The organism is Streptomyces sp. NPDC005303 (genome assembly GCF_040607335.1).
Taxonomy (GTDB): domain Bacteria; phylum Actinomycetota; class Actinomycetes; order Streptomycetales; family Streptomycetaceae; genus Streptomyces.
Window position 1 is genome coordinate 25,014 of sequence record NZ_JBEXGM010000006.1, and the last position, 19,981, is coordinate 44,994.

The 19,981-nt window shown below is 70.9% G+C and carries 13 protein-coding genes; 7 read left to right on the top strand and 6 right to left on the bottom strand.

Annotated features, from left to right (window positions below; genetic code table 11):
• Nucleotides 1-66: 66 nt before the first annotated feature.
• Nucleotides 67-1,305, bottom strand: a complete 1,239-nt coding sequence (locus tag ABZT93_RS11495) for an Ig-like domain-containing protein (RefSeq protein WP_356102303.1) — start codon at nt 1,303-1,305, stop codon at nt 67-69.
• A gap of 175 nt (nt 1,306-1,480) precedes the next feature.
• Complete coding sequence (locus tag ABZT93_RS11500; RefSeq protein WP_356102306.1) at nt 1,481-2,713, bottom strand: Ig-like domain-containing protein; 1,233 nt, start codon at nt 2,711-2,713, stop codon at nt 1,481-1,483.
• Nucleotides 2,714-3,012: 299 nt separating this feature from the next.
• On the opposite strand from ABZT93_RS11500, the gene glgX reads away from it, so the two are divergent.
• Together glgX and ABZT93_RS11510 are read left to right on the top strand one after the other, a co-directional pair.
• Nucleotides 3,013-5,250: a glycogen debranching protein GlgX gene (glgX, locus tag ABZT93_RS11505; RefSeq protein ID WP_356102309.1), complete on the top strand. Its 2,238-nt coding sequence runs from the start codon at nt 3,013-3,015 to the stop codon at nt 5,248-5,250.
• 75 nt (nt 5,251-5,325) lie between these two features.
• Complete coding sequence (locus ABZT93_RS11510) at nt 5,326-6,741, top strand: sulfatase-like hydrolase/transferase (protein ID WP_356102311.1); 1,416 nt, start codon at nt 5,326-5,328, stop codon at nt 6,739-6,741.
• On the opposite strand, the gene ABZT93_RS11515 is transcribed toward ABZT93_RS11510, so the two are convergent.
• From ABZT93_RS11515 to ABZT93_RS11530, 4 genes are read right to left on the bottom strand one after another with little or no spacing between them, the layout of a single operon-like run.
• Nucleotides 6,738-7,367 carry a response regulator transcription factor gene (locus tag ABZT93_RS11515; protein ID WP_356102313.1) on the bottom strand — a complete coding sequence of 210 codons (630 nt, stop codon included), beginning with the start codon at nt 7,365-7,367 and terminating at the stop codon, nt 6,738-6,740. The genes ABZT93_RS11510 and ABZT93_RS11515 overlap by 4 nt on opposite strands.
• Nucleotides 7,357-8,601, bottom strand: a complete 1,245-nt coding sequence (locus ABZT93_RS11520) for a sensor histidine kinase (protein ID WP_356102314.1) — start codon at nt 8,599-8,601, stop codon at nt 7,357-7,359. The genes ABZT93_RS11515 and ABZT93_RS11520 overlap by 11 nt, the downstream gene beginning before the upstream one ends.
• Before the next feature lie 26 nt (nt 8,602-8,627).
• Nucleotides 8,628-9,362: an ABC transporter permease gene (locus ABZT93_RS11525; protein WP_356102317.1), complete on the bottom strand. Its 735-nt coding sequence runs from the start codon at nt 9,360-9,362 to the stop codon at nt 8,628-8,630.
• On the bottom strand, nt 9,359-10,276 hold the full coding sequence (locus ABZT93_RS11530) for an ABC transporter ATP-binding protein (protein WP_356102319.1): 918 nt from the start codon (nt 10,274-10,276) through the stop codon (nt 9,359-9,361). The genes ABZT93_RS11525 and ABZT93_RS11530 overlap by 4 nt, the downstream gene beginning before the upstream one ends.
• A 208-nt stretch (nt 10,277-10,484) precedes the next feature.
• Here ABZT93_RS11530 and ABZT93_RS11535 point away from each other — a divergent pair, with 208 nt between their 5' ends.
• The 5 genes from ABZT93_RS11535 to ABZT93_RS11555 all read left to right on the top strand — a co-directional run bounded on the left by ABZT93_RS11535 (nt 10,485) and on the right by ABZT93_RS11555 (nt 19,965).
• A complete protein-coding gene (locus ABZT93_RS11535; protein WP_356102322.1) occupies nt 10,485-12,320 on the top strand; it encodes an ABC transporter ATP-binding protein in 1,836 nt (611 codons plus the stop codon).
• Complete coding sequence (locus ABZT93_RS11540; RefSeq protein WP_356102325.1) at nt 12,317-14,176, top strand: ABC transporter ATP-binding protein; 1,860 nt, start codon at nt 12,317-12,319, stop codon at nt 14,174-14,176. The genes ABZT93_RS11535 and ABZT93_RS11540 overlap by 4 nt, the downstream gene beginning before the upstream one ends.
• 28 nt (nt 14,177-14,204) lie before the next feature.
• Entirely contained in the window at nt 14,205-15,911 is a 1,707-nt protein-coding gene (locus tag ABZT93_RS11545) for an ABC transporter ATP-binding protein (protein ID WP_356102326.1), read from the top strand.
• On the top strand, nt 15,908-17,662 hold the full coding sequence (locus tag ABZT93_RS11550; protein WP_356102329.1) for an ABC transporter ATP-binding protein: 1,755 nt from the start codon (nt 15,908-15,910) through the stop codon (nt 17,660-17,662). Before ABZT93_RS11545 ends, ABZT93_RS11550 begins: the two co-directional genes overlap by 4 nt.
• A gap of 254 nt (nt 17,663-17,916) precedes the next feature.
• Nucleotides 17,917-19,965 carry a M4 family metallopeptidase gene (locus tag ABZT93_RS11555; protein ID WP_356102332.1) on the top strand — a complete coding sequence of 683 codons (2,049 nt, stop codon included), beginning with the start codon at nt 17,917-17,919 and terminating at the stop codon, nt 19,963-19,965.
• Nucleotides 19,966-19,981 lie beyond the last annotated feature (16 nt).

The window sequence follows — 19,981 nt, forward strand, 5'->3', positions numbered from 1 at the left end:
TAACGGCGACTAACGGCAAGGGCCCCGGTGCCGTACCTCACACCGGGGCCCTTGTCGTCATGAGTGCTACGCCTGCCACTTCTCCCACGACATGTTCCAGCCGTTGAGGCCGTTCTCCGGTGCGACCGTCGCGTCGTCGGAGTTCTTGACCACGACCACGTCGCCGATCATCGAGTGGTTGAAGAACCAGGCGGCCGGTACCCCGCTGTCGTAACCGCCCTTGACGTCACGCAGGCCCACGCAGCCGTGGCTGGCGTTGTAGTTGCCGAAGGCGTCGCCGCCCCAGTAGTTGCCGTGGATGAAGGTGCCGGAGTCGGTGAGTCGGGCGGCGTGCGGGACGTCCTTGATGTCGTACTCACCGCCGTAGCCGACCGTTTCGCCGTTCATCCGGGTCACCGCGAGCTTCTCGCTGATGACCATCTGGCCGTTCCAGGTGTCGTAGCCGGGCTTGCCGGTGGTGACCTTGAGGGTCCTGACGGTCTTTCCGTCCTGGGTGATCTTCATCGTGTGCTTCTCGGCGTCCACGACGGAGACCTGGTTGCGGCCGATGGTGAAGGAGACGGTCTTGTTCTGCTTGCCGTAGACGCCGTCGCGGCCCTCGACCCCGTTCAGGTTGAGGGCGACGGTGACCTTGGTGCCTTCCTTCCAGTACTGCTCGGGGCGGAAGTCCAGGCGGTCGTTGCCGAACCAGTGGCCCTCGACGTCGACGGCCGGCGTGGTCTTGATCGTGATGGCCTTCTCGACGTCCTCGGGGCTGGTGATGCCCCGGGTGAAGCGGATGGAGAACGGCATTCCGACGCCGACCGTCGAGCCGTCCTCGGGCGTGAAGGTGCCGATGAAGGTGTTCTTCGGGGTCAGGGTGGTGAAGCTGGAGTCCTCGGCCGCCGTACGGCCCTCGGAGTCCTTGGCGACCGCGTGCACCGAGTACTTGGTGCCGGAGGCGAGGTGGGTGGACGGCGTCCAGGAGGCGCCGTCCGCGGCTATCTTCCCGGTTATCGCGGTGCCCTTGGCGTCCTTGACCTGGACCTCGGTCAACTTGCCCTTGGTGGCGCCGACCTTGAGGGCGCCACTGGTGTCGACGGACTTCGCGCCGTCCTTCGGGCTGATGGCGACAACCGCCTCGGACTGCTTGGTCTCGCCGGCGGACGAGCCGCCCTTCTCCGCCTTGGCGTCACCGGAACCGGAATTTCCCCCGCCGCAGCCGGTGACGGCCAGCAGCAGAACGCCGAGTATCAGCGCCGACAGCCCTCTGGTCCCGCGCCCCCGCGCGTCAACCGACGCCCCCGATATCGGTCGCACGTTCAAGTGTTTCTCCCCTCGAAGGGCCAGGTCAGGCCCGCTCCCCCGCGCGTTCTACGCACGCGTTGGCGAATATTAACCGCAGACTTTTGAGCATCGTGTGAGTCCAAGGTCACCATTTCGTCCCAACCTCAACGGAAAGTCGGGCCAAGCCGCCCCCCCTGTCACCGCCCCTGTCGGGTTACTTCACCGCGCTGCCCGCCTTCCACTCCTTCCAGCCCATATTCCATCCCCCGAGGCCATTGTCGGGAGCGACCTTTTTGTCATTGCTGTGGACGACCTCGACCACGTCCCCGACGAGGCTGCGGTCGAAGAACCACCCCGCGGGCGTGTCCGAACTGCCGCCCTTCACGTCCCTCAGGCCGACACAGCCGTGGCTGACATTGACCCTGCCGGGGGCGGTGGGCGCCCAGTAGTTGCCGTGCAGGAAGGTGCCGGAGTCGGTCAGCCGCAGGGCGTGCGGGACGTCCGGGATGTCGTACTCACCGCCGAAGCCGACCGTGCGGCTGTTCATGCGGGTCACTTCGAGCATCTCGGTGACGACCATCTTGCCGTTGTAGGTGGTCGTCTTCGGCGCGCCGGCGGTGATCGGCACGGTGGCGAGCAGTTCGCCGTCCCTTCGGACCTGCATGGCGTGCGCGGCCGCGTCGACGAGGGAGAGCTGGCTGCGGCCGACGGTGAAGGAGAAGGTCCGGTACTGGAGGCCGTAGACGTGGGGCGCGCCCTCCACGTCGCGCAGTCGGAGAGCGACCGTCACGCGGGTGCCCGGCGCCCAGTAGTGCTCGGGGCGGAAGTCGAGGCGGCCGTTGCCGAACCAGTGCGGACGGATCTCGACGGACGGCTTCGAGGTGACGTGTACGGCTCGTTCGACGGCGGCGCGGTCCTCGATCTCCCGGTTGAACTCCAGGGAGACGATCATCCCGGTGCCGACGGTGGAGCGGTTCTCCGGGGTGACGTACCCGATGAAGCGCTCGTCGGGGACGTAGGTGGTGAAGGTGGTGTGCCGGGCCGAGCGGCGGCCGTGGGCGTCGAGCGCGACCGCGTCGACGGTGTACTTGGCGGCCAGCGCCAGCTGTGCCTCGTCGGGTTCCCAGCGCAGGCCGTCGTCGGAGAGGTGCCCGGGTACCGGGAACTCCTGCGCGTCCTGGGACTTGACGACGGTGACCGACTCCAGGCGCCCGCTGGGCACCCGGACCCGGAGTCTCTCCTCGGGCGGCACGCCCTTGGTGCCGTCGTCGGGGGCGACCCGGATGACGTCCTCGGGTGCGGGAGGCTTCCCGAACCCGCCGACGCCCCCGATCCCACCGCCCCCGTCCTCGGTACAGCCGGCGGCTCCGGCCAGCAGTCCTGCCCATGTCAGTACGGCGGCCAAAGCGGCCCCCGCGCGCCGAGCGCGCCGATGTCCATGCCTCACGTGGAGCTAAACGACGCGGCCCACCAGGGGGAAACGTGACCTTTGGATCTACGGCAACGAGGACATACCGCCGTTTGTGGGGCGCGGGAAACTGCGCGACAAGCCCCCACAGGCCCGCAGCCGCTCCACAACCGAACCCGTCGCTTCCTCAGGCGCCCCGCCCAACCCGGCGGAGCGAACCCGTGAGTGCGAGGCAAGCGGTGGGCAGAACAGTGGGGAGAACGACGTGAGGGGGTGCCGCGGCCGGGACGCCGTGCGCTCTTTTCCACCTCGTTCCACGAGCCGTGGGAGGCCGACCGGTGTCCAGCGCAGCCGAGCAGGAGGCGGTGACGGAAGCCGCCGAGGAGCGCCCCGCCGCGCTGGTGAACGGGGCGCGGCGGGCGGTACCGGCCGTGCCGGTGTGGCCCGGTGCGCCGACGCCGTTGGGCGCCCGGTTCCGGGTCGGCCCGGACGGGGTGGCCGGGACCAACTTCGCGCTGTGGGCGGGCGGCGCCGAGGCCGTCGAGCTGTGCCTGTTCGACGCGGACGGCAGGGAGACCCGGGCCCGGCTCACCGAGCTCACGCACGAGATCTGGCACGGCTTCGTGCCCGGCGTCATGCCCGGCCAGCGCTACGGCTTCCGGGTGCACGGTCGCTGGGACCCGTGGACCGGCGGCCGCTGGAACCCGGCGAAGCTGCTCCTCGACCCGTACGCCCGCGCCGTGGACGGCGACTTCAGCCTGCCGCCCGAGGTGTACGGCCATGTCCGCGACTGGCCCCAGCAGCAGGTCGCTGACACCGTACGGGACGACCGCGACTCGGCGCCGTACGTCCCGAAGGGTGTGGTGGTCCACGATGACGACGACTGGGCGGAGGACCGCAGGCCGAAGACACCGTGGGCGGACTCGGTGATCTACGAGGTCCATGTGCGGGGCTTCACCGCGCTGCACCCCGGCATCCCGGAGGAACTCCGGGGCACCTACGCCGGGCTGGCGCACCCGGCCGCGATCGAGCACCTCGTCAGACTCGGCGTCACGGCCGTGGAGCTCCTCCCCGTCCATCAGTTCGCCCACGAGGACCACCTGCTGCGCCGCGGTCTCAAGAACTACTGGGGCTACAACTCCATCGGCTATTTCGCGCCGCACGCGGGCTACGCCGCCTCCGGTACGACGGGCCAGCAGGTCGGCGAGTTCAAGCGCATGGTGCGCGCGCTGCACGCCGCCGGGATCGAGGTCATCCTCGACGTGGTCTACAACCACACGGCTGAGGCGGGCGAACTCGGCCCCACGCTGTCGCTGAAGGGCATCGACAACCGGGGTTACTACCGTCTCCAGTCGGACGCCCGCCGCTACGCGGACTACACCGGCTGCGGCAACACCCTGCACGTGGTCCAGCCGCATGTCCTGCGGCTCATCACCGACTCCCTGCGCTACTGGGTGACGGAGATGGGCGTGGACGGCTTCCGTTTCGACCTGGCCGCCGCGCTGGCCCGTTCCATGCACGACGTCGACATGCTGTCCCCGTTCCTCGCGGTCATCGCCCAGGACCCGGTGCTCAGGCGCGTGAAGCTGATCGCCGAGCCGTGGGACGTGGGCTCCGGGGGCTATCAGGTGGGCGCCTTCCCACCGTTGTGGACGGAGTGGAACGACCGCTATCGCAACGCCGTGCGGGACTTCTGGCGGGGCGCGCTCCCGGACGTGCGGGACCTCGGCTACCGGCTGTCGGGCTCCAGCGACCTGTACGCGTGGGGCGGCAGGCGGCCCTACGCCTCGGTCAACTTCATCACCGCGCACGACGGTTTCACCCTGCGGGACCTGGTGTCGTACGAGCGGAAGCACAACGAGGCGAACGGCGAGGGCAACCGGGACGGCACGGACGACAACCGGGCGTGGAACTGCGGGACGGAAGGGGAGACGGACGACGAGCGCGTACGGTCCCTCAGGCGACGGCAGTTGCGGAACCTGCTCACCACGCTGCTGCTGTCGACGGGCGTGCCGATGCTGGTCGCGGGCGACGAGCTGGGCCGCACCCAGCGCGGCAACAACAACGCCTACTGCCAGGACAACGAGATCAGCTGGGTGGACTGGGGGCTGCTGGAGGACCCCGGCTGGAAGGCCCTGTTCGACCTCACCGCCCGGCTGATCGACCTGCGTCACCGGCATCCGGTGCTCAGGCGGCGGGCGTTCTTCTCGGGGCGGGCGCACTCCGTGGACGGCCTGCGCGACCTGGCCTGGTTCACCGCCCGCGGCACGGAGATGACGGAACGGGACTGGTACGCGCCCGCCGCCGGCCTCGGCATGTATCTGTCGGGGCGGGACATACCCGGCCGGGACGAGCGCGGCGCGCCGATCGTCGACGACAGCTTCCTCGCCGTCCTGCACGCCGGGGACCGGCCGGCGAGCTTCCTGCTGCCGGGGCCGCCGTGGGCCGAGCGGTACGAGGTGGTCGTCGACACGTCGAGGGAGGAGCAGGAGGAGGCGCCGGGCGTGGTGCACCGGGCGGGGGCGTCGATCACGGTTCCGGCGCGGGCGGTGCTGCTGCTGCGGGTGGCCGGCTGAGGTCTTGTTGCAGGTCCGTGAACAGCTCATGTGATCGCTGGCCATGGCATCGACCCGCTGACCAGACTCGCTCGCATGCCCGAGATCTCCCGCCGTGCCTTCGGTGGTCTCGTCGGCGGCGGTGCCGTGACCGCCGTCGCCGGTACGACGACCGCCGCCGAGGCCGCTCAAGCTCCCGCCGAACGTCCCTTCAGGGCCCGGACCGGGGGCTCCTCCAGCAGACGCCCCAACCTCCTGGTCATCCTGGGCGACGACCTCGGCTGGGCCGACCTGTCGTCGTACGGCGCCCCGCACATCAGGACGCCGAACCTGGACCGGCTGGCCCGGCAGGGGGTGCGGTTCACCGACGCGTACTCGGGGTCCTCGACCTGCTCGCCGACCCGGTTCAGCCTGTACACCGGGCGGTACCCGGGGCGCACGCCGGGCGGGCTCGCCGAGCCGATCGCGAACAGGACGCAGGGCCTCGACCCGAACCACCCCACCCTCGCCTCTCTGCTGAAGAAGGCCGGTTACGCGACCGCCCTCATCGGCAAGTGGCACTGCGGCTGGCTTCCTGAGTACAGCCCCACCAAGTCCGGCTGGGACGAGTTCTTCGGCAACCGGGGCGGGGTGCTGGAGTACTTCTCCAAGCTCGGCCAGCTCGGCGACTACGACCTCTACGAGGGCGACGCCACCCACAAGGACCTGCGCTACTACACGGAGGTCCTCACCGAGCGGGCCGTGGAGTACGTGAGCCGCGACCACCGCACGCCCTGGCTGCTGAACCTCAACTTCACGACCCCGCACTGGCCCTGGCTCGCCGAGGGCGACGAGGAGACCGGCGCGGAGATCGCCGCGAAGATCCGCGACGCGAAGAGCCAGGCGGAGGTGTCGGCCGCGCTCAACCACTACGACGGCGGCTCGGTCGCCAAGTACACCGAGATGGTGGAGAGTCTCGACGCGGCCGTCGGCGAGGTGCTCAACGCGCTGCGCCGCTCCGGGCAGGAGGAGCACACGCTGGTGTACTTCGCCAGCGACAACGGCGGCGAGCGCTGGTCGTACCTGTGGCCGCTCAGCGGCGAGAAGTTCGTCCTCCAGGAGGGCGGCATCCGGGTGCCGACGATCGTGCGCTGGCCGCACCGCGTCGACGGCGGCCAGGTCAGCCACGAGCCGAACTTCTCCCCGGACTGGACGGCGACCTTCCTGGAGGTCGCGGGGGCACGCCCGGACCCGGCGTACCCGCTGGACGGGACGAGTCTGGCCGGATACCTGCTGCGGGGCGAAGACCTCCCGGAGCGGGACCTGTTCTGGCGCGTGCGGGCCAACCGGGCGCTGCGGCGCGGAGACTGGAAGTACTACCGGGACTCCACCGGAAAGGACCACCTCTACGACCTCGGCGCCGACCTGCGCGAGCAGGCCGATCTCGCCCCGGACCGGCCGGAGTTGCTGGCCGAGCTGAAGGCCGCGTGGGAGAAGGTCGACGCCACCCTGCTGCCGTACCCGGCCGCCTAGCCGAGGATCCCCCGCTCGTACGCCGTCGCGACGGCCGCCGCGCGGTCCTTGACGCCCAACTTGGCGTACAGGTGGGTGAGGTGGGTCTTCACGGTCGCCTCGCTGATGAACAGTTCGCGGGCGATCTCCTTGTTGGACGTGCCCTTGGCGACCAGGGCCAGCACCTCGCGCTCACGGGCGGAGAGGGCTTCGTTGCCGGGGGCGCGGACCGCGGAGACCAGGCGGGAGGCGACGGCCGGGGAGAGGACCGTACGGCCCGCCGCCGCGGCCCGCACGGCCGTGAACAGCTCGTCGCGCGGGGCGTCCTTGAGGAGGTAGCCGGTCGCTCCCGCCTCGATGGCGGGCAGGGTGTCGGAGTCCGTGTCGTACGTCGTCAGGACGAGGACCTTCGCGCGGGCCCGGGCGCGGGTCAGTTCGCGGATGGCGTCCACCCCACCGCCGCCCGGCATCCGCAGGTCCATCAGGATCACATCGGGGTCGAGCGCGGCGGCCCGCTCGACGGCCTCGACGCCGTTGGACGCCTCGCCGAGGACGGCGAATCCGGGCGCGGACTCGAACATGCCGCGCAGACCGTCCCGTACGACGGGATGGTCGTCGACGATCAGCACCGAGATGTCACCGGTCATGGCGGACCAACGGTACGCGAGCCGACAGCGCGGTGCCGTGGCCCGGTTCGGACTCGACGGTCAGGGAGCCCGCGATGCGTTCGGCGCGGGCCCTCATGCCGTCGAGGCCGAAGCCGCCGGCGTGGGTGCGGGGCGGCAGGACGAGGGGGTCGAAGCCGACGCCGTCGTCGCGGATGTCGAGGATGACCTCCTCGCCCAGGAAGGTCAGGGTGACGCCGAGGCGGCCCGCCCCGGCGTGCCGGGAGGCGTTGGAGAGGGCTTCCTGGGCGATGCGCAGGAGGGTGGCCGAGACCTCGTCGTGAAGGTGCTCGGCGGTTCCGGCGACGGTGAACTCGGCGCGGATTCCGGTCCGTTCGCCCCAGTCGGCGACGGTGTTCTTCAGGGCCTGGGGCAGCCCGTCGTGCTCCAGGGCGACGGGGGCGAGGTTGTGCACCGAGCGGCGGGCCTCGCCGAGGCTGTGCCGGGCGAGGTCCATGGCCCGGTGGACGTGCTCGCGGGCCTGCTTCTCGTCGGGGGTGTTCACGACGACCTGGAGCTGGGCGATGATCCCGGTCAGGCCCTGGGCGAGGGTGTCGTGGATCTCGGCGGCGAGCCGCCGGCGTTCGTCGGCCACGCCCGCTTCCCTTGCCTGGACCAGGAGTTGGGCGTGAAGGGCGGCGTTCTCGTCGAGCGCCTGCTGGAGGGCCTCGATGGTCGAGGCGCGCTCCCGGGAGCGCTGCTCCTCCTGCTCGGTGATGTGGGCGACGAACGCCTGGAGGCCGAAGTTGACGAAGAGGAGCCCGGTGAACCCGAGCCACTGGGCGGTGCTGGTCACCGGCAGTCCGCCGACCTGCGCGCCCGCCACGATGACCGCGCTCGCGAACAGTCCGAGCCGCCGCCACAAGCCGGGGATCAGCTCGTCGGCGTCCATGTAGCCGGTGGCGGCGTAGAACGCGAAGAACGGGTTGATCCAGGTGAGGACGAAGGCGATCGCCCAGCGGACGGCGTAGTACGCCGTCCCGGCCCGGGAGGGGCTGCGGCCGCGGTCGGCGCGGCGGTACCGGGTGCCGTGCCACCACACCTGAAGCAGGATCGCGGCGGCGACCAGGGCCCCGGCGGTGTACCACTCGGCGGGGCCGTCCATCAGGTCCGCGGAGACGACCGCGAGGACGGCGCTGACACCGAGCAGCGCGTACGGCCCCCAGATGTGCAGTTGTTCCAGGCGCCGCTCGATCTGCGAGTCCACCGCGGTCATGTCCTCAGTCTGCACTGCCTGTTCCCCTACTCCCAGCGGAACCAGCGCGAGGCGGCAGCCGTGAGCAGTACCGTCCAGGCGACCAGCACGCCCAGGTGGGTCCAGCCCGGCCAGTCGCCGGCCGCGGCCCGGTTCAGGGCCTCGGCGGCCGCGCCGAACGGCGTGTACCCGACGATCCGGGCGAGCACGTCCGGCATGGTCTGCACCGGCGCCCACACGCCCGCGCAGAACATCGCGGGGAAGAACACGGCGGACCCGATGGCGCCGGCGATCTTCGTGGTCCGGGACAGCGCGGAGACCACCCCGCCGAGCGCCAGGGCCACCAGCACGGCGAGGACCAGCGCGAGCAGGTATCCGAGGGGCTGCTCGGGCAGCCGTACGGCGAAGGCGAACCGGCCGACGAGCAGGGCGAGCAGCGCGGACGCCAGGGCGGCACCGCCGTAGACGGTCATCTGCGCGGTGAGCAGGGCGCTCGGGCGGACCGGGGTGGTGGACATGCGGCGCAGGATGCCGCGTTCACGGTAGCCGGTGAGGGTCTGCGGCATGGACTGCAGGCCGCCGACGATCAGACCGAGCAGCACGGCCACGGGGACGTAGACATCGATGGTCCTGAGGCCGCCGAGATCGGCCTCGTGGTGCCGGAAGGACGGGATCGAGCCGAGGATCACCAGGAGCAGGGTCGGGAACAGCAGGATCCAGAACAGGGCGCCGGGTTCGCGGCGGAAGAGCCGGACCTCGGTCCGCAGTACGGCGGTGTTCATACCGCGGCCTCCTGGGTGTCGGTCTTCGTGAGGTCCAGGAACGCGTCGTCGAGGGTGGCGTCGACGACACGGAGCTGGTGGGCGGTGACGTGCCGGCGGGCGAGCAGGGTGATCACGGCGTTCACGGTCTCGTCGGTGCCGGACAGGGTGAGACGGCCGTCCCGGTCCTCGATCGAGGCGAGGGCGGGCAGCGCGTCGAGCTCGTGCGTGTCGAGCGGGGCGGACGGGGTGAAGCTGATGACGGTGGCGCCCGCCGAGCGCTGGATGAGCCCGGCCGGGGTGTCCAGGGCGGCGATCCGGCCCTTGTCGATCACGGCGATCCGGTCGCAGAGCCGCTGCGCCTCCTCCATGAAATGGGTGACCAGCAGAACGGTGACGCCGTTCGCGCGGATGTCCTCGATGAGGTCCCAGGTGTCACGGCGGGCGCGCGGATCGAGGCCGGTGGTCAGCTCGTCCAGGACGACGATCCGGGGGTCGCCGACGAGGGCGAGCGCGATGAACAGGCGCTGCTTCTGGCCACCGGACAGCTTGCCGAACCGGGTGGTGAGCTTCTGGGTGAGCCCAAGGCGCTCGGCGAGCGGCCGCCAGTCGAGGGGCTTGTCGTAGAACGTGCCGCAGAGCTCCAGGGCCTCACGGACGGTGAGCTTGGCCTGGAGTTCGCTCTCCTGCAACTGGGCGCCCAGGACGCGGGACACGCGCGCGTGGTCGGCGACGGGGTCGAGGCCGGTGATCCTGACCCGGCCCGCGTCGGGGACCCTCAGGCCCTCCACGCACTCGACGGTGGTGGTCTTGCCGGCGCCGTTCGGGCCGAGGATTCCGAAGATCTCGCCCTCCTCGACGGCGAAGGAGACACCGTCGACGACGGCCCGGCCGCCGTAGGACTTGCGCAGTTCGCTGACTTCGATGACGGACATGGCATCAGCGTCCCGGTCCGGGCCCCGTCGCCACATCGCCCGTCGCGCTCGACCCGGCATCAGCCGATCGGTGGATGCGACCGTACGACCCGCCCGCGGATCCTCCTGTACGGCCCCTCGAACACGCAGGTCGTAGGGCCTTCGGCCGATTCAGGTCCGGCCAAAACTCGGTGGGCGTTGTCAGTGCCGGTCCGTAGGCTCGCAGCTGATGTCCACGACACCTGTAACCACCAAGGACCGGTCGGCCGTGAGGACCCTGCTGCGTCTGTGGCCGTATGTCCGGCCGGCCCGCGCACGGCTGTTCACCGCCGCGGTCGTCGCCGTTCTCGCCTCCTGTACGGGGCTGGTGATCCCGCTCGTCCTGAAGTGGATGGTGGACGGCCCGGTCGCCGACGGAGACACGGCGGGCGTATGGCTCGGGGCGCTGTACCTGCTGCTGCTCGGGTTCGCGGAGGCGCTGCTGTTCGGGCTGCGGCGGTGGCTGGTGGCCCGCCCGCTGTCGCATGTCGAGGCGGAGATGCGGGCGGGTCTCTACCGCCGTCTCCAGCGCCTTCCGGTGGCCTTCCACGACCGCTGGGCGTCCGGCCAGCTGCTGTCCCGGGCGACCACGGACCTCATGCTGCTGCGCATGTTCCTCGCCTTCCCGCTGACCTTCCTGCTGGTCAACGCCGTGACGATCCTCGTCGGCGTGATCATCATGCTGCTCCAGGACTGGACGCTCGGGCTGGTGATCCTGGGTCCTGCCATCCCCGTGATGATCACGTGCGTCATCTTCGAGAAGCGGTACCACCGGGTGGCGCGGCTCGCCCAGGACCAGGTCGGCGACCTCACGACGGTCGTCGAGGAGAGCGTCCTCGGCATCCGGATCATCAAGGGCTTCGGGCGACACCGTTCCCAGGCGCGGGCCTTCCGGGAACTGTCCGGGAAACTGCGGGGAACCGAGCTGCGCAAGGCGGGGCTGCTGGCCACGATCTGGGGTGTCATCACCACCCTCCCCGAGGTGGCCATCGGGGCCGCGCTGGTGTTGGGCTGTGTGCAGGTGGCCGACGGGGAGTTGTCGGCGGGCACGTTGGTGGCCTTCCTGTCGACGGCTCTTGCGCTCAGGTGGCCGGTGGAATCCATCGGCTTCTTGCTGGCGATGACCCAGGAAGCGGCGACGGCGACGGAGCGCTACTTCGAGGTGATCAATGAAGTGCCGGAGCAGGAAGACACTCCCCGTGGGGGCGCGGGGAACGGCGCGACCAGCCCCCACGAACCCGCAGCCGACGACCAAGGCCTCCGGTTCCGCAGCGTCCGGTTCCGCTACCCCGACGCCCCCGAGGACTCCCCACCGATCCTCGACCTGATCGAGCTCCACATCCGGCCGGGCGAGTCCATGGCTCTCGTCGGCGCGACCGGCAGCGGCAAGACGACCCTCACCGCCCTCGTGCCCCGTCTCCACGAGATCACCTCCGGCCGCATCACGCTGGACGGCGAGGACATCACCGCCATGCCGAGGCAGGAGCTGCGCTCGAAGGTCGCCGTCGCCTTCGAGGACCCCACCCTCTTCTCCACCAGCGTGGGCGACAACGTGCTGATGGGCGCGGACGAACAGGAACTGGACCGCGCCCTGTCCGTGGCCCAGGCCGACTTCGTGCACGCCCTCCCCGAGGGCACCGCGACCAAGGTCGGCGAACAGGGCCTCAGCCTCTCCGGCGGCCAGCGCCAGCGCCTGGCCCTCGCCAGGGCCGTCGTGGGCAGACCGAGGTTCCTCGTCCTGGACGACCCGCTGTCCGCCCTGGACGTCCACACCGAGGCCGCGGTCGAGGCCGCGCTGCGAGAGGTCCTCGCGGACACCACCGCCCTGATCGTCGCCCACCGCCCCTCCACCGTGCAGCTCGCCGACCGGGTCGCCCTGCTGTCGGGCGGCCGCATCACGGCCGTGGGCACCCACCACGAACTGCTTCGCACGAACGCCGAGTACGCCCACCTCATGTCCGGGTCCGGCGAAGAGCCCGGGGAAGCGCTCGACGAAGAGCCCAGGGAAGAGGAGGACGCCCGATGACGGCCCCCACGACGTCCGCGCCCGCGTCGGACGAAGAGCCCGAGCTCTCCAGGCCGAAGGACACCGACGACGCCTTCGACCAGGACCGTCTGCCCGCGCCTCCCAAGGCCACGGCCCTCCTCCTGCGCTCCCTGCTCGCCCCCATGAAGGCGCGGGTCACCGTGACCACGCTCCTGCTGCTGCTCCAGCAGGCGGCGGTGCAGGCGGGTCCGCTGCTGGTGGCGTACGCCATCGACCGGGCGGTGCCCGCGTTCCGTGACCACGACAACGGCCCGCTGATCGCGGTCGGCGCCGGCTATCTGCTGTGCGCGCTGGCCTCCGGCGGACTCCAGTACGCGTTCATCCTGGTCTCCGCCCGCGTCAACCAGGACGTGCTGCTCGACCTGCGCGGCCGGATCTTCCGCCATGCGCAGGCGCTGAGCGTCGACTTCCACGAGCGCTACACCTCGGGCCGGCTGATCTCCCGTTCGACGACGGACGTGGAGTCGCTGCGGGAGCTGCTCAGCGAGGGGCTCCAGGAACTCGTCACCGTCATCCTGTCGTTCCTCTACATCTCCGCCCTGCTGCTCTGGCTGGACCTCGGGCTCGGCGCGGTCGCGGTGGCGTCGTTCGTGCCGCTGTACCTGCTGGTACGGGGCTACCGGCGGCGCGCGGGCCAGGTGTACCGGAAGCGGTCGACCGCGATCGCCGCGGTGATCGTGAAGTTCGTGGAGACGATGAACGGCATCCGGCCGGTGCGCGCGTTCCGCCGCGAGGCCGCCAACGACGCCGACTTCGCCGTACTGAACAAGCGGCACGGGCGGGTCAACGGCGACGCCCTCCTGGAGATGGCCCGCTATGTCGTCAGTTCCCGGCTGGTCGCCAACACGGCCGTCGCGGGGATCGTGCTGTGGGGCGCCTACCGGGTGGCGCAGGACTCGCTGGAGCTGGGTGTGCTGGCCGCCGCGGTGCTGTACCTGCGGCGGCTGTACGACCCGATCGACCGGCTCGGGATGTTCCTGAACTCCTACCAGTCGGCGGCGGCCTCCCTGGAGAAGATCGCGGGCCTGCTGGCCCAGACCCCGACCGTGCCCGAGCCGTCGGCACCCAGGCAGCTCCCGGCCCTCGAGTCGCAGCACCCGGGCCGCGCGGTCGTCTTCGACGGCGTCCGCTTCGCCTATCGCACCGGGGGCGAGGTGCTCCCCCGCTTCGATCTGACCCTGCCCGCCGGACAGACGGTCGCGGTGGTCGGCTCGACCGGCGCCGGAAAGTCGACCCTCGCCAAGCTCCTCGCCCGTTTCTACGACCCCTCGGACGGCCGCGTCCTCCTGGACGGCGTGGACCTTCGCGAGCTCGCCGTGCCCGAACTGCGGCGCGGGGTGGTCATGGTGACGCAGGAGGCGTTCCTGTTCTCCGGCACGGTCGCCGAGAACATCGCGATCGGCCGCCCGGACGCCACCCGCGAGGAGATCGAGCAGGCCGCGAAGGCGATCGGGGCGCACGACTTCATCAGCGCGCTGCCCGACGGGTACGACACGGACGTCCGCAAGCGGGGTGGCCGTATCTCGGCCGGTCAGCGCCAACTCGTGGCGTTCGCGCGGGCGTTGCTCGCCGATCCGGCGGTGCTGATCCTGGACGAGGCGACCAGCTCGCTCGACATCCCGGGCGAGCGGGCCGTGCAGCGCGCGATGGCGACGGTCCTGAAGGGCCGTACGGCCGTGGTGATCGCGCACCGGCTGTCGACCGTGGAGATCGCCGACCGGGTCCTGGTCATGGAGCACGGCAGAATCGTCGAGGACGGCACACCGGCCGAACTCGTCGCGGGCACGGGCCGGTTCGCGGATCTGCACCGGGCCTGGCGGGACAGTCTGGCGTGAGCCGCCACATGTGCGACCAGGGGGATATGTGATCGACGCGTACGAGGATCCAGGCACGCCCGACGTCCGGGGCGGCTGGCGGTATCTGTGGTGGCTGGTGCGCTGTCAGCCGGGGCGGTCCGTGGCCGGGGCGCTGCTGGGCAGTTCCTGGATGGCGCTGCTGGCGGCGACGCCGTATCTGATGGCGAAGGCGATCGACGAGGGCCTGGAGCCGGGCGACTGGGCGGCGCTCGCCGGGTGGAGTTTCGCGCTGTTCGCAGTCGGTTCGTTCAACGCCTGGCTGAGCATCATGCGGCACCGCACGATGACCCGGGTACGGATGGACGCCAACTTCCGCACGGTCAAGGTGGTCGTCGCACAGGCGGTCCGCCTCGGCGCCGCGCTCTCGCGCCGGACCGGGGCCGGGGAGGTCGTCACGATCGGGGTGGGCGACGTGCAGACGATCGCCCAGTCCCTGACCGTCGTCGGCCCGGGTGTCGGTGCCTGCGTCGCCTATCTGACGGTCGCCGGCCTGCTGGTCTCGGTCTCCCCGGTCCTCGCGGCCGTGGTCCTCCTCGGCATTCCGGCGATCGTCCTCCTCGTGGGCCCCTTCCTGTCCCGCCTCCAGGGCGCCGAGACGGAGTACCGCAACCGCCAGGGCGTCCTCACCTCCCGTATCGCCGACCTCGCGGGCGGCCTGCGCGTCCTCAACGGCCTCGGCGGCAAGTCCCTGGTCGCCGACGCCTTCCACCACGACTCCCAGCGCCTGCGGTCCCAGGGCTACCGGGTCGGCGCGGTCACCAGCTGGGTCCAGGCCCTCGGCGTCGGCCTGCCCACCCTGTTCCTCGCCGTCGTCACCTGGCTCGCGGCCCGCCTGGCCGCCGAAGGGGACATCACGGTGGGCGAGCTGGTGGCGGTGTACGGCTATGTCGCGGTCCTGGTGGGGCCGGTGGCGTTCTGGGTGGAGTGCGGGTACCAACTGAGCCGGGGTGTGGTGGCCGCGCGGAGGGTCGTCACCTTCCTGCGCCTGGAGCCACTGGCGGACACCGGCACCAGGGACGCTCCGGCGGAGCCCTCAGTCCTGCACGACCCGGAGTCGGGGGTGAGCATCCTGCCGGGCCGCATGACAGCACTGACCTCGGCGCACCCGGCGGACACGGCAAGGGTCCTGGACCGCCTGGCCCGCTACACCCCGTCCCGGGCGACCTGGGGCGGAGTACCGATGGAGGAGATCCGGCTCCCTCAGATCAGGGAGCACATCCTGCTGGCGGACCACGAGGCGGACCTGTTCGCAGGAAGCCTACGTGAGGTGGTAGCGCCCCAAAGGGGTGCGACCAGCCACAACGCACTGGCAGCCGCCCTGCACGCAGCCGCGGCGGACGACATCGTGCAGGGGCTCCCGGACGGCCTCGACTCCCTCATGGACGCCCAGGCCCGCAACCTCTCCGGCGGCCAGCGCCAACGCATCCGCCTGGTAAGGGCCCTCCTCGCCGACCCGGAAGTCCTCCTGGCCGTGGAACCCACCTCCGCCCTGGACGCCCACACCGAAGCCCTCGTGGCCAAGCGCCTGTGCGAGGCCCGAGAAGGCCGCACCACCGCCGTCACCACCACCTCGCCTCTCGTCCTCGACCACGCCGACACGGTCCTCTACCTGGTCGACGGCAAACTCGGGGCGACCGGCACCCACCAGCAACTCCTCACCGAGGAACCGGGTTACCGCGCGCTGGTCGCCCGAGACGCGGAGGTCATGAAGTGAGCAAGGGCCACCTCCCGATCGCCGACCAGGCCACCGTGCGGCGCGCGTCCGTCCGGTTGATCCGCGAGGACGCCCGCGCCTTCACCGCCGTACTCGCCCTGAACGCGGCCGCCGCCCTCACCGGCCTCTCCGGACCGTGGCTGCTCGGCCGGATCATCGACGAGGTGCGCGCCGATGCGGGCGTGGCCGCGGTGGACCGGCTCTCGCTCGTCCTGGTGGGGTGCGCGAGCGCACAGCTTCTCCTCGCCCGCTGGGCCCGCTATGTCGGCCACCGCTTCGGTGAACGCACCCTGGCCCGCGTCCGCGAGGAGTTCGTGGAGCGCACCCTGGCCCTGCCCGCCTCCGTCGTGGAACGCGCCGGCACCGGCGACCTCACCGCCCGGGGCACCGCGGACGTCGCGACCGTCGGCACCACACTCCGCGACGCGGGACCCGAACTCCTCATCAACTCCGTGCAGTTCGTGTTCCTGCTCGCCGCGGTGTTCGTCCTCGACCCACTGCTCGGTGCCATCGGTGTGTTCGGTCTGCTGCCCATCTGGTTGGTGCTGCGCTGGTACCTGCGCCGGGCGCGGGACGGCTACCTGGCCGAGGGCGAGGCCACCTCCGACGTCGCCGAGATCCTCGCGGCCACCGCGTCCGGGGCCCGCACGGTCGAGGCGCTGCGGATCGGGGAGCGCCGGGTCAGGGCGAGCCGGGAGGCCCTCGACACGGCCCGCCGCACCCGCCTCTACACCCTCTACCTGCGCAGTGTGTTCTTCCCCGTGGTGGAGGTGGCGTACATCCTGCCCGTGGCCGGCGTGCTCCTGATCGGCGGGATGCTGCACGCGCGGGGCGTGCTGAGCCTGGGCTCGGTGGTGGCGGCCGCCCTGTATCTGCAGCAGCTGGTCACCCCGCTCGACCAGATCCTCGTACGGGTCGAGCAACTCCAGTCCAGTGGTGCCTCGTTCGCCCGGGTGGAGGGCCTCGCCGAGGCGCCGCGCGCCGATTCCGGGGGCTCCCCCACGCCCGACGGCGACCGTATCGACGTCACCGACGTGCGCTACTCCTACGGTCGCGGGATCGAGGTCCTGCACGGCGTCGACCTGACCGTGCGCCCCGGTGAGCGGCTCGCGGTGGTCGGCCCGTCCGGTGCCGGGAAGACCACCCTGAGCAGGCTGCTCGCGGGTGTCGACGCGCCGACCTCCGGATCGGTGACCGTCGGCGGGGTCCCGGTCGTCGGCCTGGACCCCGAGCAGCTGCGCCGCCAGGTCGTCCTGGTCACCCAGGAGCACCACGTCTTCCTGGGCACGGTCCGCGACAACCTCCTCATCGCCGAACCCGGCGCCGGGGACGAGGAGTTGTGGGCCGCCCTGGCCGCCGTGGGAGCCGACGGGTGGGTACGGGAGCTGCCCGAGGGGCTCGACACCGGGCTCGGCGAGGACGGTTGCCGTACGGACGGCTCGCAGGCGCAGCAACTCGCCCTGGCCCGGGTGGTGTTGGCGGACCCGCACACCCTGATCCTCGACGAGGCGACCGCGCTCCTCGATCCCACGACCGCGCGGCACACCGAGCGCGCCCTGGCCGCCGTACTCGAAGGACGCACGGTCATCGCCATCGCGCACCGGCTGCACACCGCGCACGACGCGGACCGGGTGGCGGTGATGGAGAACGGCCTGCTGACCGAGCTGGGCACGCATGAGGAGCTGGTGGCGGCGGACGGGGCGTACGCGGCGCTGTGGGGGTCGTGGCACGGGGGGCCGGGCGGCAGCTGACCCCACAGGACCGTATATCGAACATGAACTACCGGACAACGAACCGTTTCCGGCCAAGTTTCTGACGCGCTCCTGACAGTACGGGCTTTCCGGTGCCACTCTTCCCACGGCCACTTCACAGCAACCTCACAGATCTCTCGCTGTGTTCCGATCTTCGGCCGCCTGCACCTCGTTCCGCGTACCGCCCGGACGGTCGACCCACCGTCCGGTCTCCCCTGGCCGCGCGATCCGCGGCCGCGCAGAAGGAGTCAGTGTTGAGAGACAGTTCCTCCCACAGACGCGCCCCCCACACCCTGCACCGCAAGGCCGCCGCCGTGGCCCTGGTCGGTGTCTCCGCCCTGATCGCCGCGGCCGTCCAGTCGGGCGCCGCCACCGCGGCCCCGGAGAGGGCACCGTCGGCCGCGGGCAAGGTGCTTCCGGGCGCCGAGTCCGTCAAGCTCACTCCCGCCCAGCGTGCCGAGCTGATACGCGCGGCGAACGCCACCAAGGCGGACACCGCCAAGGACCTCGGCCTCGGCGCCAAGGAGAAGCTGGTCGTCCGTGACGTCCTCAAGGACGGCGACGGCACGCTGCACACCCGCTACGAGCGCACCTACGACGGCCTGCCCGTCCTCGGCGGCGACCTCGTCGTGGAGACCACGAAGGCCGGTGCGACCGAGGGCGTCGTCAAGGCGACGAACAAGACCATCAAGGTCGCCTCCGTGACGCCGAAGGTGACCGCGGCCAAGGCGTCGGCGCAGGCGCTGAAGGCCGCGCAGGCCGCCGGCGCCGACAGGGCCGACACCAACCGCGCCCCGCGCAAGGTGATCTGGGCCGGCAACGGCACCCCGACCCTGGCGTACGAGACGGTCGTCGGCGGTCTCCAGGAGGACGGCACGCCGAACGAGCTGCACGTCATCACGGACGCGGCGACCGGCGCGAAGCTCTACGAGTACCAGGGCATCGAGACCGGCACCGGCAACACCATGTACAGCGGCACGGTCACGCTCGGCACCACCCAGTCCGGGTCGACGTACAACCTGACCGACTCGGCGCGCGGCGGCCACAAGACGTACAACCTCAACCGCGGCACCTCCGGCACCGGCACCCTCTTCTCGGGCCCCGACGACGTCTGGGGCAACGGCAGCGCCTCCAACACGGAGACGGCCGGCGCGGACGCGCACTACGGTGCCGCGCTCACCTGGGACTACTACAAGAACGTGCAGGGGCGTTCGGGTATCCGCGGTGACGGGGTCGGGGCGTACTCCCGGGTGCACTACGGCAACGCGTACGTCAACGCGTTCTGGGACGACAGCTGCTTCTGCATGACCTACGGCGACGGCTCGGGCAACACCCATCCGCTGACGTCGATCGACGTGGCCGGTCACGAGATGACCCACGGCGTCACGTCCAACACCGCGGGGCTCAACTACTCGGGCGAGTCCGGCGGGCTGAACGAGGCGACCTCCGACATCTTCGGCACGGCCGTCGAGTTCTACGCCAACAACTCCAGCGACGTCGGTGACTACCTCATCGGCGAGGAGATCGACATCAACGGCGACGGCACGCCGCTGCGTTACATGGACAAGCCGAGCAAGGACGGCGCGTCCAAGGACAGTTGGTACTCGGGCATCGGGTCGGTGGACGTCCACTACTCCTCCGGCCCGGCGAACCACTTCTTCTACCTCCTGTCGGAGGGCAGCGGCACCAAGACCATCAACGGTGTCACCTACAACTCCCCGACCTCGGACGGCCTTCCGGTCACCGGCATCGGCCGGGACAAGGCGGAGAAGATCTGGTTCCGCGCGCTGACCACGAAGTTCACGTCGACGACGAACTACGCGGCGGCCCGCACCGGCACCCTCGCGGCGGCCGGTGAGCTGTACGGCACCACCAGCGCCGAGTACACGGCCGTGGCGAACGCCTGGGCGGGCGTGGCGGTCGGTTCGCGTCCCGGTGGCGGGGGCGGTGGCGGCACCTCGTTCGAGTCGACCACCGACGTATCGATTCCGGACAACGGGGCGGCGGTCAACTCGCCGATCACCGTGTCGGGGCGTACGGGCAACGCGCCCTCGAACCTCGCCGTCACGGTCGACATCGTGCACACCTACATCGGTGACCTCCGGGTGCAGCTGATCGCCCCCGACGGCACGGCGTACACGCTGAAGGCGTACGGCACCGGTGGCAGCACCGACAACCTCAACACCACGTACACGGTGAACGCGTCCTCCGAGGTCGCCAACGGAACCTGGCAGTTGCGGGTCCAGGACAACGCGGCCCAGGACACCGGCTACATCAACGGCTGGAAGCTGACCTTCCCGTAGGCCCGCACCCGCCAAG

What these genes read in the sequence shown, in the direction of transcription:
- ABZT93_RS11540 (WP_356102325.1), top strand. Translation starts at nt 12,317, where the DNA reads ATGACGGCCCCCACGACGTCCGCGCCCGCGTCGGACGAAGAGCCCGAG.
- ABZT93_RS11535 (WP_356102322.1), top strand. Translation starts at nt 10,485, where the DNA reads ATGTCCACGACACCTGTAACCACCAAGGACCGGTCGGCCGTGAGGACC.
- ABZT93_RS11515 (WP_356102313.1), bottom strand. Translation starts at nt 7,367, where the DNA reads ATGACCGGTGACATCTCGGTGCTGATCGTCGACGACCATCCCGTCGTA.
- ABZT93_RS11525 (WP_356102317.1), bottom strand. Translation starts at nt 9,362, where the DNA reads ATGAACACCGCCGTACTGCGGACCGAGGTCCGGCTCTTCCGCCGCGAA.
- ABZT93_RS11520 (WP_356102314.1), bottom strand. Translation starts at nt 8,601, where the DNA reads ATGACCGCGGTGGACTCGCAGATCGAGCGGCGCCTGGAACAACTGCAC.
- ABZT93_RS11530 (WP_356102319.1), bottom strand. Translation starts at nt 10,276, where the DNA reads ATGTCCGTCATCGAAGTCAGCGAACTGCGCAAGTCCTACGGCGGCCGG.
- ABZT93_RS11510 (WP_356102311.1), top strand. Translation starts at nt 5,326, where the DNA reads ATGCCCGAGATCTCCCGCCGTGCCTTCGGTGGTCTCGTCGGCGGCGGT.